Consider the following 14421-nt stretch of genomic DNA (forward strand, 5'->3'; position numbering starts at 1 on the left):
TTTCTAGGCGTCGCCGCTCCCCGTCGGCTGGGGAAGCCGCGGCCCCGGGACCGGCGGCGAGAGGACGAGTTCCGCGACGGCTCCGCCGTCCGGCGCGTTCGAGAACCGCAGCGTGGCACCGAGGACACGCGCCTGTCCCACGGCGATGGTCAGCCCGAGACCGTGGCCGGTCTTGCGGCCGCTGCCGGACTGGCTGCGGAAGCGCTGGGGGCCGTGGTCGAGAAGCTGGTCGGGGTAGCCGTCCCCGTGGTCCCGCACGGTGATGACGGGGCCGTCGACGGTCAGGACCACCGGCGGCCGGCCGTGCCGGTGGGCGTTGGAGACGAGGTTGCCCAGCACGCGCTGGAGCCTGCGCTGGTCGGTCTCCACCCGGGCGTCCCGCGTGATGCGGACCTCGGCCTCCAGCCCGGTGGCCAGCACCGCACGCTCGGCCAGCGGCCCCAGCCGGTGAACCTCGATGTCGGCCTGCTCCACTTCCGCATCGAGGCGGGAGATCTCCAGCAGATCCTCGGTCAGCCGGCTCATGGTCCGGATGCGGTCCTGCACCATCTCGGCCGGGCGGCCGGGCGGCAGCAGCCCTGCCGCCACATGCAGCCCGGTGAGCGGGGTGCGCAGCTCATGGGCCACATCGGCGGTGAAACGCTGCTCGCTGTGCAGCTTGCTCTGAAGCGTGGCGGCCATCGCGTCCAGTGCGGCCGCCACCGCGGCGGCCTCGTCCTGGGCGTATGCGGGTCGCAGGACACGGGGATCGTCCACCCGGGCGTCGAGATCACCGGTGCTGATTCTGCGGGCCACCTGGGCGGTGTGCTGCAACCGACGGGTAATACGGGAGACGGCGAACAGCCCGACGACGAGGGTGAGGCCGATCGCAAAGGCCGAGGAGCCGACGATGGACCGGTCCAGCCCGCGGATCGCGGCGTCGCGCTGGGTGTAGTCGATATGGACGGCCAGCGCCTTGCCGTCGGCGGGGGCAACGGCCCACATCGCCGGTCGGCCCCTGTGGTCGGCGAGCTGTGTGCCGCGCTCGCCCCGTAGCGCCATGGTGCGGAGGGAGGCGGGGAGGTCCGCGGGGTCCACCGCGGCGTTGCGCCCGAGGGGTTCCCCGGCGACGTACGACTCCGCGGCGGAGTCCAGCTCGGACAGGGCCGCGGTGCGGGCCTGGCTCTCGGTCTGCCTACCGACCAGGACGTGCACCAGGACGCCGACCACCGTGGCGAGGACGCAGCACATGACAAGGACGAAGACGGCGAACTTCCAGTAGAGGGTCGCCGTCCAGGCGGGGAGGTGCAGCCGCGTCCGCGGCCGGCCGGCGTTCACCGCGCGCGTTCCGGGACGGGGGTGGCGGAGTCCGCTTGATCGAACTCCATCGACCGCAGGGCCATGGTCTGCGTCCGGGTGTCCCATGCATAGACCGTGCGGGTGTCGTACCCGGGCGTGCCCGTGGGCTCCCGCAGGATCAGATCACCGTTCGCGACCTCCACGGACAGCGGAGTCGCGCCGGCGTCCATGACCCGGGTGACCACTCCGTGGTCGAGCTTGAAGACCCACAGTGCAAGGGAGTGGTCCGCCGGAGCCTCGATGCCGACGATCAGTTCGGCCTTCCCGTCGCCGGTGAGGTCGCGGTACTGGGGTTTCCGTACCGGACAATGCGCCGGCTCGGCGGCGCAGGCGTCGATCTTCTTCGTGGTGCCGGAGTCGAACTGCGGCCCGCCGCCCAGGGCGGAACCGGCGGCTACCTGCGCCTTGACGACGGTGAGCAGATTCGCCTTGCGGATGTCCCCGGACGGCACGCGGGGCACCCCGGGAACGGCCGCGGGAAGGTTCTCCCCCCTTCCGGTCTCCGGCTGCGGCGCGGGCTTCCGTTCGGGCCACAGCCGCACCGGGGCGGAGGCGGCCGGGGTGCGGCCGGCGCTCTGCGGCTCTCCGCTCCCCGCACAGCTGCTCAACAGCGCGACCATGCCCGTCGCTGCGAGAGCGAACGACGTGACCCGTACATACCCGGGGGGCGACAAGGAGCGGCGGAGAGGCACATCTTTTCCAGTCGTGGTGCGGGCTGAGCCTCTTCGGATCATAATGCGCCCCGCCCCCGGAGCCGCACCCCGCACCCCGCGTCCGGCGACCGGACGAGCAGTCACAGCGGCGGGCCCTCCGCGCCGGCCGGGGCACGGCTCCGCACCCGGCAGCCGGCCGTACCGACCCGCGGACTCAGCCGACCGGCACCGCGGTGGCCTTCCTCTCCATGGGCCCCGACCAGGTGCGGCGCGGAGGGTGGCCGACGAACTTCCCGAAGACCAGCGCCGCCGCGGTGGCGGCGAGCACGCCCGGCACCATCTCGTAGATGCCCGACTGGAGCGGCCCGAGGAGCGGATCGATCTGTTTCCACATGACGACCGTGACCGCTCCCGTCACGATGCCGGCCATCGCCCCGGCCCGCGTCATGCTCGGCCAGTAGAGCGACAGCAGGATGACCGGGCCGAAGGCGGCACCGAAGCCCGCCCAGGCGTACGCGACGATATCCAGTACGGCGCCGCCGCTGAGGGCGATGGCGTAGGCCACCAGCGCGACGACCACCACCGTCACACGAGCCGCCAGCACCATGGCCGCATCCGAGGCCCGCCGCTTGACGAACGCCCGGTAGAAGTCCTCGGTGAGGGCCATCGCCGAGACCAACAGCTGGCTGTCCGCAGTGGACTTGACCGCGGCCAGCACGGCGACCAGCAGGATGCCCGCGATCCAGGGGTTGACCAGCTGGGCGCAGAGTTCGATGAAGACGGTCTCCGGATTCTCCAGCGGCTGGTCGAGCGCCGCGATCCCCACCAGCCCCACGAGCGAGGCGCCCGCCAGACAGACGACCACCCAGCCCACACCGATACGGCGGGCCAAGGGGATCTCGCGGGTGCTGCGGATACTCATGAAGCGGGCCAGGATGTGCGGCTGGCCGAAGTAGCCCAGCCCCCAGGCGAGCAAGGAGATCACGGCCACCGCACCGAGCGGCTCACCGGACGTCCACCGGGCGCCGTCGAAGTGGGCCTTGGCTCCCATGTCCAGCAGGGCCGGAGTCCGGTCGGCGAGCGCATCATGCATCGCGCCGAATCCCCCGAGCAGTCCGATGCCGATCACGGGGAGGGCCACGGCCGCGCAGAACATCAGCGTGGCCTGCACCGAGTGCGTCACACTCACCGCGCGGAAGCCGCCCAGCACGGTGTAGACGACGATCACCACGGCGAAGACGGTGAGCGCGAACTCGAAGCCGCCCCCGAAGATCCCCTCGAACAGCACTCCCCCGGCCAGGAGACCGCTGGCCACGTAGACGGTGAAGAACACGACGGTGACGGTCGCCGAGACCAGGCGCAGCATCCTGCTGCCGTCCTCGAACCGCTCCTCCAGGTACGCCGACAGCGTCTTGGCGTCGCCGGCCAGCTCGGTGTACGTACGCAGACGCGGCGCGACCAGCCGCCAGTTGAGGTAGGTGCCGACGGCCAGGCCGACGGCAATCCACGAGGCACCGATCCCCGCCGCGTACACGGCCCCTGGCAGTCCCAGGAACAGCCAGCCGGACATATCGCTGGCCCCTGCGGACAGCGCGGCCAGCGGCGCACTCAGCCGACGCCCGCCCAGGGCGAAGTCGGAGAACGTCAAGGTCTCCTGATACGTCCAGATGCCCACAATCACCATGGCGAGCAGGAATATGCCGAATATGATCATGACCGGTACGATCAGGGGTGTCACCACTGCTCCTCGGTGCAGACACTTGCCGGGTATCGCGCGGGCCGTGGAGGATCCCACCAGGAATCCCGGAAGGGAAGGCTCCGGCGCGAGCTGACAATACGGATCCCCCATCGGGAGCGGCACCCCTTTGCACGGATGTCCCTTGCAATCAAAGGTGCCACAGCGTCGAAGCCGGGCCGGGGGCCAGGGCCATACCGGACGCCGTTCCCCACAACAGGCAATACCTTCAGCTGCCATGACGTCCGCGATGCGAGTCACGAGCGGGCTTCCGGTTCACCGCGGACTTCGCGGGGCCGGCCCGTGATGCCGAACCGACCGTGATACCGAACCGACCGTGGTCCATGGCCCGCTTGCTTTTGGGGAGTTGCGGTCCGCCATGCCGCCACCGGGGTCTGCGGGCGAGCGGGACGGGCCGGGGTGGTGAAGGTTGTGGCGGGCCGCGTCGTGGTGCTCTCCGCGTGAGTGGTGGTGCGTGCGGCGTACGCCGGGGACCCGCGCCGCCGCGCTCCAACAGCCCCTGGTGCGGCCAGAAATGCCCTGAGTGGGCATCACGGCCGCGAACCATACTGGTGACGCTTCGCAGCCGGCCGCCGAGTGGCGCCGGCCAGGCGTCGCTTTCCTGCTCGTGCGTGATCCTTCCCAGCCGGTCCGGAGCGGCCCCGCCCCTCCGGCCGTCAATCGAGGAAAAGGAGTTCCACCATGCGCCGCATCCGCTCGTTCGCCGTCGCCGCAGCTGCCCTGGCCGCCGCTTTGGGGACCGTACCCGCCGCGTCCGCGACACCTCCGCAATCCGCCCGCGCGGCGGCCTTCAGCTGCACCTCCGGATACTTCTGCATCTACAGCGACTGGAACGGCGGGGGGACCCGTTGCCAGTGGTCCCAGTCCAGCAAGGCGAACACCGCCGACGACTGCTCCTTCATCCAGAGGGGACAGAATGTGCGTTCCGTATGGAACAGCACCAGGCATCGGGTGCAGTACTACACACAGACCAACTACCACGCACGCGTCGGGTCCACCCCCGCCGGGGCCGGCGGCAACCTACAGGGCAGCTATCAGATCCGTTCCTTCAAGCCGCAGTAGGAGGCCGAGGGTGGTGGCCTCGTCGGTGAGTGGGCGGAAGGACTGTCCAGAACCCTCACCGCGGGGCTTCCCGCGCTTCTGGCACGGCTCTCCCACCCGGACACCGCGGTGCGATGCATCCTGCCCGTGGTGTTCGCCTACGCGGACGCGCCCGCCGAGGAGGTGGTCCCCGCGCTCCTGGGGACGGCCGCCTCGACGCCTCGGCGACACCCGTGCTGGTCGAGGCCGCGGCCCGACTGTTCCAGCAGGACCCCGATGCCTTTGCGGGCCACGCGCCGGCTGTCGCCTCCCTCCCCCGATACAGCAGCGGATCCGGCAGGGCACCGGTGGGAGATCAGCTGTGACGCCCCCGGCGCCCTGCCCGTTCTCCACGGTTACGCCACCGCCGAAGGCTCCGCCGCCGCACGCGCCCGAGACGCCCTGAGACGCATCGAGCGCACGTCGCCCAGCACATCCGGCACGAAAGCGTGAGGCGGAGCGTGAGGTCCCGTAGGTGCTTGCGCAGTACTGACGGGTCGTCAACTCCCCACGCATAAGCCATCCTTTAGGAATCGCCAAGCACCCTTATGAGAGTAAATCACGTCGCATATCGGGTGCCCGGAGAAGCGGGACGAGAGGGCCCGACACCTTGACGCGACGTGCTTCCGAAATGCGCACGCATGGTAGTGGCGTCGCAATGGCAAGCATTAGCACGTTCATGCGTAATTGCGAATTTCGTGCGGCAAGCATTTCAGGCCTGACGCCGGCAAACAGTTGGTTGCGGGCGAACGGGCTTCGACAAGACGATCAGGGTTCCGCGTGTCGTTCGGCCGTGCACCGGCCGAACGGCATGCCTGTCGACGAGGAGGGGTCCTGTGAACGACCAGACCAGTCTCAGCCCGGATGCCGCACGGCAGCTCGCGACCACAACCAAGACCAGCCCGCAGATGCGCGGCATCACCCCGCGCTATCTGCTCCGCGCCCTGCCCTGGGTGGACGTCGAGTCGGGCGTCTTCCGCGTCAACCGCCGCCGCACCTACGTCCTCGGCGACGATCGGATCAGCACCCACTCCGACGGCGGCTCGCCCCGCGTCGTCCCGGGAGACCTGCGGGAACTGCCGTACCTCAGGGACGCCGACGACGCACTGCTCTCCGAACTGGCGCACTCCTTCACCGAAGTCACCTTCGAGGCCGGCGAAATGCTGGCCCAGGACGGTGACTCGCACGACCAGCTGTGGGTGATCGCCCAGGGCCGCGCCGAGAAGCGGGTGAGCGGCCGCTACGGCGAGGACGCCGTACTCGAAGTGATCGGCGACGGCCAGTTCTTCGATCTCGGCGCCTGGACCCGTTCCGAGCCGCTGCCCTACCGCGTCAGGGCACTCACCCCTGGCGTGGCACTGTGCGTCGAACGCAGCGTGCTCGCCGGGCTGTGCGACCGCGATGCGACCGTGCGGGGAGCGATGGATGCCTACATCGCGGCGGACGGGGTCCTGCCGGGCGCCGAGGTACCGGTCGATCTCAGCGCCGGGCATGTCGGCGAACCCGAGCTCCCCAGGACGTTCGTCGACTACGAGGACACGCCCCGCGAGTACCACATGACCCTGGCCCAGACCGTGCTGCGGGTGCACACCCGGGTCTCCGACCTCTACAACGGGCCCATCGACCAGACCCGCGCCCAGTCCAACCTGACCGTGCACGCGCTGCGCGAGCGGCAGGAGGCCGCGCTGCTCAACCACCCGGAATTCGGTCTCTTCAACAACGTGGCCCCAGGCCAGCGGGTGCAGGCGCGCACCGGTTCCCCGACCCCCGACGATCTGGACGAGCTGCTCACCCGGGTCTGGAAGCAGCCCGGGTACTTCCTCGCACACCCCAGGGCCATTGCCGCGTTCGGGCGGGAGTGTACGCGCCGGGGCGTGCCCCCGATCATCGACAACCGGTTCGGCAGCCCGCTGCTGACCTGGCGTGGCGTCCCGCTGCTCCCCTCCGACAAGGTGCGGTTCTCCGGCAGTGCGGGCATCGGCACCACCGAGATCCTGCTGATGCGCACGGGCGAGGCCGAGCAGGGCGTGGTGGGCCTGCGTCCCGCGAAGGTGGAGGACGAGGTGGAACCCGGCCTGTCGATGCGGAACATGGGCGTCGACCCGAAGGGCATCACGTCGTACCTGATGACGGCGTACTTCAACACCGCGGTGCTGGTGGAGGACGCACTGGCCGTGCTCCAGAACGTCGAGGTCTCCAACTACCATGACTACTCCTGACGTTCCCCGGAGTCTGTGGCCGAGTGCGGCCCCGGCTCCGGACGCTCCGGCCGGCGGCCTGATGTCTGCCGATCCTGTTACGGTGCTGGCTGCGGCCCTGGCCACGAGCACGGTCACGGGCGCAGCCCCGTCCACGGCCCCGTCCACGGCCTCGGTCACGGACCCGTCCACGAGCATGGTCACGGACTCCCTCACAGCCCCGGTCACGGGCCCGGTCTCCGCCGACCCGGCCGCCACGGCTGCCCCGTCTGCCACTCACCCCGTACAGCCCTCCATTCCATCCGCACACGCAACTCCCGTACCTACAGAGCCCGTTGGTCTCCCCGGGCAGCCCGCAGCCTTCTCACCCGAGTTGGCGCGCCGGGACTTCCCGATCCTGCACCGGACCGTGAACGGGCACCCGCTGGTCTGGCTGGACAACGGGGCCACCACACAGAAGCCCCGCCAGGTGATCGAGACACTGGCCGGCTTCTACGGATCCGCCAACTCCAACATCCACCGTGGTGCGCACACGATGGCCCGGGAAGCCACCGAGGCGTACGAAGCGGGCCGTGCGGCGGTCGCCCAGTTCCTGGGCGCGGCGTCACCGGACGACATCGTCTTCGTACGCGGCACCACCGAGGGGATCAACCTGGTCGCCCAGACCTGGGGGCGGGCCAACCTCGGTCCGGGGGACGACATCCTGGTGCCTGTACTGGAGCACCATTCGAACATCGTCCCCTGGCAGTTGATCGCCAAGGAGACCCGGGCCCGGGTGGTACCCGTACCCCTGCAACCGGACGGGCAGATCGACCTCGACGCGTACGCCGATCTGCTCTCCATGCGCACCCAGCTCGTGGCGGTCAGCCAGGCGTCGAATGTGCTCGGCACCGTCCCGCCGGTGCGTGAGATGACCGCGCTCGCCCATCGCTACGGCGCCAAGGTACTGGTGGACGGGGCACAGGCGGTGGCGCACTTCCCGGTCGATGTGCAGGACCTGGACGCCGACTTCTATGTGTTCTCCGGCCACAAGCTGTTCGCCCCGACAGGCATCGGCGCCTTGTACGCGAAGCCGGAGGTCATGCGGAACATGGCGCCGTGGCAGGGCGGCGGCAACATGATCGAGTCGGTCGACTTCACCCGTACCACCTATGCCCCCGTGCCTCACCTCCTGGAGGCCGGTACGGGGCACATCTCCGGGGTGGTCGGACTGCTGTCCGCACTCAACTGGCTCACCTCCTTCGACCGGGACGCCATCGCTGCCTACGAGACCTCGCTGATGGCATACGCACAACAAGCCCTGGCCACGGTCCCCGGACTTGAACTGCTGGGCTCCGCGCCCGACAGGATCGCCGTACTCACCTTCACCCTCGCGGGCCACGAGCCGTCAACGATCGCCGACTGGCTGGACCGCGACGGCATCGCCATCCGGGCCGGCCACCACTGTGCCCAACCGGCGCTGGCCCACTACGGCCTGGAGAGCGCGGCCCGTGCCTCGCTCGCGCTCTACAACACATCCGAGGAGGTGGACAAGCTGGTGGCATCGCTGCACCGACTACAGCAGGCCGCCTGACCCCACTGTCCGTCCGGCGTTGCCGACCGAACCCATCCGGTCGGCAACGCCGGCGCCGGAACCCGGCCCTGTGGATAACTCAGCCGGTGGCATCGCCCCGGGTCATACTGAGGACCTGCCAGGGATGAGGGGGAGCGAAAGTCATGACGTGGTCACGAGACGAGACCCGGCCGCCGCATCGGGTCGATGAGCTGTCGTCCGCCCGCTGGATCGAGAACGGGGTCGGCGCGTTCGACAGTGGTGTGCAGGCCCTGCTGCCGGCCGGGTTCGAGGCGTATGTACGGCTGCTGCATCCCAGCGAGCCGGCGGAGGGGCGTTTCGAGCGATGGGTGGAGGTCGCCCAGCGGTCCGGCCGCACGCTGCACCCTCTGGCACGCTTCGAGGAGGTGGCCGGTCCGGGGGACGAGCCACCGTGGCAGGGTTCGCTGCCCGAGCATGTGCTGGCGGCGCTGTGCGCCCTGCTGGCGACGGAGACCAGCACCCCGCGGCAGTGCCTCTTCGGGCTCTGGGAAGGGTGGGGCTGGCTCCACGACGAGGGGCCACGGGTGCAGTTGAGCGGACGCGCCTACGCGTTGTACGAGGGGCCGATCGAGGCGGCAATGGCTCTGGGAGACCGGAGTGCGGGGGTCTTCTTTCCGCAGGCGCCGAACCTGTGGTGGCCGCAGGACCGGGCCTGGTGTGTCGCCACGGACGTGGACCTCGATTCCACCTACCTCGGCGGGTCCGCCCGCCTGGCGGAGCGATTGGCGGGCGAACCACTCTTCGAAGTGTTCCCGGTGGCGCTCAACGACCGGATCGGCTGAGCCGTTCGTCGAGCGCCTGCCGCGGAAGGATCGGCGCCTTCGGTGTGAAGTCCGGTCAGCGCTTCTTGCAGGCGTTGATACGGACCGTGGCGCTGGTGTGCTTCACCTGCTTGGTGTGCGGGGTGTACCCGGGCGGGAAGGTGACCACGCCGGCGGCGTACCCGGTGTACTTCTGCCTCTTGACGCAGCGGCGCGCGGCGTTCTGGCTCACCTTGTTCTTTCCGGCATTGGCCTTGGTCCCGCTCTGCTTGTACAGGCTTCCGTTCTTGTACAGGCCGACACGGAGGGCGAGCCGCGCCACGCCCTTGGTGCACTTGATGTCGGCGGTGACGTTCACCCTGTGCCGGTTGTCGGCGTGGGCGTGGTGGGAGTAGTGCGGGAGGTGGGTGGTGAGCTTGCAGGTGATCACGTCACCGCTGCGGGCATTCACCGTCTGGAAGGTGGTGGCGCCGGTCGCGGTGCCGGGCCCCCCGTCGGCGGGCGCCGAAGCACCCGCGGTTCCCGCTCCCAAGGTCAAGGCCAGCGCTCCGGTCAACGCTCCGGCGAGCAGTGTCCGCTGTACGTTCCTCATGAAATTCCCCCTGTGTGGCGCCCGTTGGGGCGCCTTGCTGATGCCACGTCACCTCTCATGACTGAGACGAGGCGAGGCGTCTTGGTTATATGATTCCGCATCAGGGGGCGGTTGGAGGGGTGTTTCGCAGATGTCCCTGCGGTGGTGGTCCTCCACTGCGGCGGCGCTCGGCCTCGGGCACGGGGTATGGGTGATCATCGGCCCGAACCTGCCGGCTCGTGCCGGCAGCGGTCACCGACCGGATGCGCGCCGCTCGCGCCACTCCTGGGCAAGGACCGACCAGACCTCCATGTCATGCCGTACGCCGCGGTACGGATTGCTCTCCCTCAGCACTCCGTCCCGCACCATGCCGAGCCGCTTGGCGACGTTGACGCTCGCGGTGTTGGAGGAGGCCGCGATCCACTCCACCCGGTGCATCCCACGTTCCTCGACCGCCCAATCGATGAGCACCCGGATCGCGCGCGTGATCAGCCCCCGCCCGACAGCCGCCTCCTCCAGCCAGCAGCCGACCTCGCAGTTGCCGGACTCGGCGTCGAACGTCCGGAACAGGACACCGCCGACGAGCACGCCGTCCGTCCAGATGCCGTAGAGACGACCGCTGTCGGCAGCGGCCTTGTCCGCGTACGACTGCAAGAACGCCGTGGCGGACGCGAGATCGGTGGCGCGGTCTGACAGCGCAATGTATTGGCCGATGTACTCGCGGCCCCGGTCGATATGGGCGAGGTACTCCTCGGCATGCCGCGGCTCCAGCGGCCGCAGCTCGGCACCGTCATCACCCAGCGAGATCGCAAACACCTGGATACCCCCGTACACACCGCTACGTCAGCCTGCCTGCTTGCCTGCGGCACGAGCTGCTCTGCCTTCGCCGGGCGCCGCACGCGGAATCGTCCCACAGAGCCTGCATCGCCGCCCCACCCCTCCCCGCTGCCCTTCCTCCTGCCATTTCCTGGTGCCGAGCCGGTGCGGCCGCGACATCCGGTCGCGGTCACTCGCCCTGACCGGGGAGGTCTTCCTGGCGCGCCAGGGGGGTGGTGGCCCAGCCGTGTTCCAGCAGGGCGAACAGATCGCGCATGGTCCGGGCCGGGTCTTCGCTTGCGCGGGCGATGCCGGGGGCTTCCAGGGCGAATCGTGCCAGGCCGGTGACGGCGGGGGCGTCCGGGGCGAGCCCGGTGGCCTCGGCGAGGGTGGCGGCCAGGGCCTTCTCGTGGCGCGACCACATGCGCCGGGCGTAGTCCCGCAGCGCGGGGGTGGATTCGACGAGGACGAAAGTGGGGTCGTCGGTGCGCACGACGGTTCGGGTGTGCACCATGTGGTCGCGCAGGGCGTGCAGCACGGGCTGACCGGGGGCTCGGTCGCGAACGGCGGCGACCAGGGCGCTCTCGACGTCCGCGTCCAGGTCGAAGACGAGGGCTTCCTTACTGGGGAAGTGCTTGAAGAGCGTGCTCAGCGAGACATCGGCCGCCTCCGCCACCTCGCGCACACCGACGTCGTCAAAGCCGCGTTCGGTGAACAGCCGCAGTGCGGCATCCGCCAGAGCCTGCCTGGTCTGGGCCTTCTTGCGCTCACGGCGCCCGGTCGTCGTCTCCGCCATCCCCCCACCTTATCCCCTGGGGGAGATTTGATTGCAAAGGCAATCAGCTAGAAAGTCGGAGCAGTTGTACTTTTGGAGTTGCTGTGTTTCTGTTGTCGGGTGAGCAGTCGGCCGATGGCCCGCCCTGCCCCTCCTGTCTGTCCCCACGGCCTGTTCCCGCACCAGGCGCCGAAGACGAACCTGCGCCGCACACCGGCCGCCGCGCCGCACCCCGCCCCGATCACCAGGGCAGCACCACAAGTCACCAGCACTTGCTTGATCCGTAGAACGGAGCGTGACCCTTATGTCCACCACCACCCCTCGCATCGCGATCGTCGGTGCCGGCCTCGGCGGCCTCGTCTGTGCGCGCGTCCTGGAGCAGCACGGCGTGCCGGTCACGGCCTTCGAGCATGAGTCCGGCCCCAGCTCCCGCTCGCAGGGCGGCACCCTCGACATCCACGAAGACACCGGCCAGGTCGCCCTGCGGGCAGCCGGGCTCTTCGACCAGTTCCTCGCCCTGTCCCGGCCCGAAGGCCAGGAGTGGCGCCTCTACGATCGCCGCGCGACCCTGATACGCCACGACCAGGCCGACGAGGACGACCTGAGCAGGCCCGAGATCGACCGCGGCCGGCTGCGCACCCTCCTGCTGGACTCCCTCGCCCCCGGCACGGTCCGCTGGGGCCACTCCGTAAGGGCCGTCACCCCGCTGCCCCATGGCACCGCCCGCCTGCACCACCATGACGACACGGTCGAGGACTTCGACCTGGTCATCGGCGCCGACGGCGCCTGGTCCCGGGTACGCCCCGCGCTCTCCGACGCCCAACCCGCCTACTCCGGTGTCACGTTGGTGGAGGCCCACTTCGACGACGTCGACCACCGTCATCCCGGCATCGCCCACCTGGTCGGTCGCGGCACCATGTCGGCCAAGGCGGGCCGCCGCGGCCTGGTGCTCCAGCGCAACAGCAACGGACACGTCCGCGCCTACATCAACTTCCGCGGCCCCCAGGACTGGCACTCCGGCCTCGACCTCGCCGACACCGAAGCCGTACGCGCCCGCCTCCTCGCCCAGTACCAGGGCTGGGACGAGAGCCTGCTGGCCATCCTGCGCGAAAACGAGGGCGGTTTCATCAACCGGCCCATGTTCGTCCTTCCCGCTCCCCACACGTGGCGGCGCGTCCCCGGCATCACCCTGCTCGGCGACGCCGCCCACCTGATGCCGCCCATCGGCGTCGGCGCCAACCTCGCCCTGCTCGACGGTGCCGAACTCGCCCGAGCCGTCGTCGACCACCCCACCCTCGACGAGGCCCTCGACGCCTACGAAAGCGTCATGCTCCCCCGCGCCGACGACAACGCCAAGACCGCCCAGCAGATGCTCGCCACCCTCATGCCCGACACCGACTCCGACGACGCCGCCTTCCCCGACGCCATCTGGCCAGCCAAGGACCTCCTTGACTCGGGCCCCGCTCAGACCAGTTGAGCCCGGCCTGCCGACCATGCCCCCGCCCGCCGGCGGGACTCCGGAGGTCACCGAGCAAGGCCCCGGGGATGTGTCGGCCGCCTGTCCGGCGCGGGGAAGAAGAGCTGCCGAGGCCAGGTCCTGGCGATGAGCGTCGGCTGAACGGGTCGGATTCACTGTCTTCCACCCGATGAATCCGCGCCAGGGCGGGAGTCTTACCTCGGACCGCACACACGCGAAGGTGGACTGATGACCAACCTGCACGACATCCTCACGACGCATATCAGCGACGGGCCGGTGCCCGGAGCGGTGACTTTGGTGGCTCACGGCGACCGGGCCGAGGTGCAGGCCGTCGGGTCGGCCGATGTCGACGGCACCTCCCCGATGGCCCGGGATTCCCTCTTCCGGATCGCCTCGCTCACCAAACCCGTCGTCGCCGCGGCAGTCATGATGCTCGTCGAGGACGGCCGGATCGCACTGGGCGACCCGGTCGGGAATTGGCTGCCGGAATTGACGTCACCGACTGTCGTCCGCTCGCCGGACGGTCCGGTCGACGAGGTGGTCCCGGCTGTCAGGCCGATCACCGTGCTCGATCTGCTCACTTCGCGCGCCGGATACGGCTTCCCCTCGGACTTCTCGCTGCCGGCGGTCGGACGGTTGTTCAGCGATCTGAAACAAGGCCCGCCGCAACCGCAGCTCGTCCCGGCGCCGGACGCATGGATGGCGGCGCTGTCCCGCATTCCGCTGCTGCACCAGCCGGGCGACGGCTGGCTGTACAACACCTCCTCGGACATCCAGGGGGTGCTGATCGCCAGGGTCTCCGGCCGCCCGTTGCCCGAGTTCCTGGCGGAGCGGCTGTTCGAGCCGCTGGGCATGGCCGACACCGGATTCGACGTACCGGCCGGCAAGCTCGACCGGTTCACCAGCTACTACCGGCTCGATCAGGCGGGCGGCGCCGAACTGGTCGACGCGCCCGACGGGCAGTGGAGCAGCCGTCCGGCGTTCCCGTCCGGCGCCGGCGGGCTGGTCTCGACCGTCGACGACTGGCACGCCTTCGCCCGGATGCTGCTCGCCGACGGGACCGTCGACGGCCGCCGGCTGCTGTCGCCGACATCGGTACGGCAGATGACCACCGACCATCTGACCTCTGCCCAGCGCGACTCGGGCAGGTTGTTCCTGGAGGGCCAGGGCTGGGGGTTCGGCGGCTCGGTGGACGTGGAGGCCATCGAGCCCTGGAACGTGCCGGGACGCTACGGCTGGATCGGCGGCACCGGAACCGCGGCGCACCTCACCCCGTCCACCGGCGCGGTCACCATCCTGCTCACCCAGCTGGAACTGACCGGACCGACCCCGCCCGCGCTGATGCGGGAATTCTGGCGGTACGCGGCCGGGGGCTGAAGCAGAGTGCTGCTGAGGCCGGGAA

At 69.9% G+C, this 14421-nt stretch carries 12 protein-coding genes; 6 read left to right on the forward strand and 6 right to left on the reverse strand.

Translation table 11 applies throughout. The annotated features are described in order from the left end of the window. Positions 1 to 3: 3 nt before the first annotated feature. The 3 genes from IF67_RS0114365 to putP all read right to left on the reverse strand — a co-directional run bounded on the left by IF67_RS0114365 (position 4) and on the right by putP (position 3705). On the reverse strand, positions 4 to 1317 hold the full coding sequence (locus IF67_RS0114365) for a sensor histidine kinase (RefSeq protein ID WP_030985660.1): 1314 nt from the start codon (positions 1315 to 1317) through the stop codon (positions 4 to 6). Further along, positions 1314 to 1946, reverse strand: coding sequence for a hypothetical protein (locus IF67_RS0114370; RefSeq protein ID WP_234341096.1), 633 nt, complete (start codon positions 1944 to 1946; stop codon positions 1314 to 1316). The genes IF67_RS0114365 and IF67_RS0114370 overlap by 4 nt, the downstream gene beginning before the upstream one ends. Before the next feature lie 259 nt (positions 1947 to 2205). Further along, positions 2206 to 3705 carry a sodium/proline symporter PutP gene (gene putP / locus IF67_RS0114375; protein ID WP_037839383.1) on the reverse strand — a complete coding sequence of 500 codons (1500 nt, stop codon included), beginning with the start codon at positions 3703 to 3705 and terminating at the stop codon, positions 2206 to 2208. Positions 3706 to 4428: 723 nt separating this feature from the next. Between putP and IF67_RS0114380 the strand changes: the two genes are divergently transcribed. The 4 genes from IF67_RS0114380 to IF67_RS0114400 all read left to right on the forward strand — a co-directional run bounded on the left by IF67_RS0114380 (position 4429) and on the right by IF67_RS0114400 (position 9401). Next, positions 4429 to 4809 carry a peptidase inhibitor family I36 protein gene (locus IF67_RS0114380; RefSeq protein ID WP_030985665.1) on the forward strand — a complete coding sequence of 127 codons (381 nt, stop codon included), beginning with the start codon at positions 4429 to 4431 and terminating at the stop codon, positions 4807 to 4809. Positions 4810 to 5663: 854 nt separating this feature from the next. After that, a complete protein-coding gene (locus IF67_RS0114390) occupies positions 5664 to 7046 on the forward strand; it encodes a family 2B encapsulin nanocompartment shell protein (RefSeq protein WP_030985667.1) in 1383 nt (460 codons plus the stop codon). A 388-nt stretch (positions 7047 to 7434) separates the two neighbouring features. After that, on the forward strand, positions 7435 to 8598 hold the full coding sequence (locus tag IF67_RS0114395) for a SufS family cysteine desulfurase (RefSeq protein ID WP_420708657.1): 1164 nt from the start codon (positions 7435 to 7437) through the stop codon (positions 8596 to 8598). 143 nt (positions 8599 to 8741) lie between these two features. Then, positions 8742 to 9401, forward strand: a complete 660-nt coding sequence (locus tag IF67_RS0114400) for a hypothetical protein (RefSeq protein ID WP_051818047.1) — start codon at positions 8742 to 8744, stop codon at positions 9399 to 9401. Between the two features lie 55 nt (positions 9402 to 9456). Here the strand turns inward: IF67_RS0114400 and IF67_RS0114405 are convergent, their stop codons facing one another. The 3 genes from IF67_RS0114405 to IF67_RS0114415 form a co-directional block, all read right to left on the reverse strand. Continuing rightward, positions 9457 to 9972, reverse strand: a complete 516-nt coding sequence (locus IF67_RS0114405) for a hypothetical protein (RefSeq protein ID WP_030985673.1) — start codon at positions 9970 to 9972, stop codon at positions 9457 to 9459. 231 nt (positions 9973 to 10203) lie between these two features. After that, the gene (locus IF67_RS0114410) at positions 10204 to 10767 is read right to left on the reverse strand and encodes a GNAT family N-acetyltransferase (RefSeq protein ID WP_030985675.1); all 564 of its coding nucleotides are present in this window, start codon (positions 10765 to 10767) and stop codon (positions 10204 to 10206) included. Between the two features lie 190 nt (positions 10768 to 10957). After that, positions 10958 to 11563 carry a TetR/AcrR family transcriptional regulator gene (locus tag IF67_RS0114415; RefSeq protein ID WP_030985676.1) on the reverse strand — a complete coding sequence of 202 codons (606 nt, stop codon included), beginning with the start codon at positions 11561 to 11563 and terminating at the stop codon, positions 10958 to 10960. Positions 11564 to 11846: 283 nt separating this feature from the next. Between IF67_RS0114415 and IF67_RS0114420 the strand changes: the two genes are divergently transcribed. Continuing rightward, positions 11847 to 13019 carry an FAD-dependent oxidoreductase gene (locus tag IF67_RS0114420; protein WP_037839365.1) on the forward strand — a complete coding sequence of 391 codons (1173 nt, stop codon included), beginning with the start codon at positions 11847 to 11849 and terminating at the stop codon, positions 13017 to 13019. A gap of 228 nt (positions 13020 to 13247) precedes the next feature. Next, on the forward strand, positions 13248 to 14396 hold the full coding sequence (locus IF67_RS0114425; protein WP_030985680.1) for a serine hydrolase domain-containing protein: 1149 nt from the start codon (positions 13248 to 13250) through the stop codon (positions 14394 to 14396). The last annotated feature ends 25 nt before the right edge of the window (positions 14397 to 14421 follow it).

Source organism: Streptomyces sp. NRRL S-1813, from assembly GCF_000719605.1.
Taxonomy (GTDB): domain Bacteria; phylum Actinomycetota; class Actinomycetes; order Streptomycetales; family Streptomycetaceae; genus Streptomyces; species Streptomyces decoyicus.

Bases quoted from the DNA above. Each gene is read 5' to 3' on its own strand.
- IF67_RS0114425 (WP_030985680.1), top strand. From the start codon at position 13,248: ATGACCAACCTGCACGACATCCTCACGACGCATATCAGCGACGGGCCG.
- IF67_RS0114420 (WP_037839365.1), top strand. From the start codon at position 11,847: ATGTCCACCACCACCCCTCGCATCGCGATCGTCGGTGCCGGCCTCGGC.
- IF67_RS0114400 (WP_051818047.1), top strand. From the start codon at position 8,742: ATGACGTGGTCACGAGACGAGACCCGGCCGCCGCATCGGGTCGATGAG.
- IF67_RS0114415 (WP_030985676.1), bottom strand. From the start codon at position 11,563: ATGGCGGAGACGACGACCGGGCGCCGTGAGCGCAAGAAGGCCCAGACC.
- IF67_RS0114380 (WP_030985665.1), top strand. From the start codon at position 4,429: ATGCGCCGCATCCGCTCGTTCGCCGTCGCCGCAGCTGCCCTGGCCGCC.
- IF67_RS0114405 (WP_030985673.1), bottom strand. From the start codon at position 9,972: ATGAGGAACGTACAGCGGACACTGCTCGCCGGAGCGTTGACCGGAGCG.
- putP (WP_037839383.1), bottom strand. From the start codon at position 3,705: ATGATCATATTCGGCATATTCCTGCTCGCCATGGTGATTGTGGGCATC.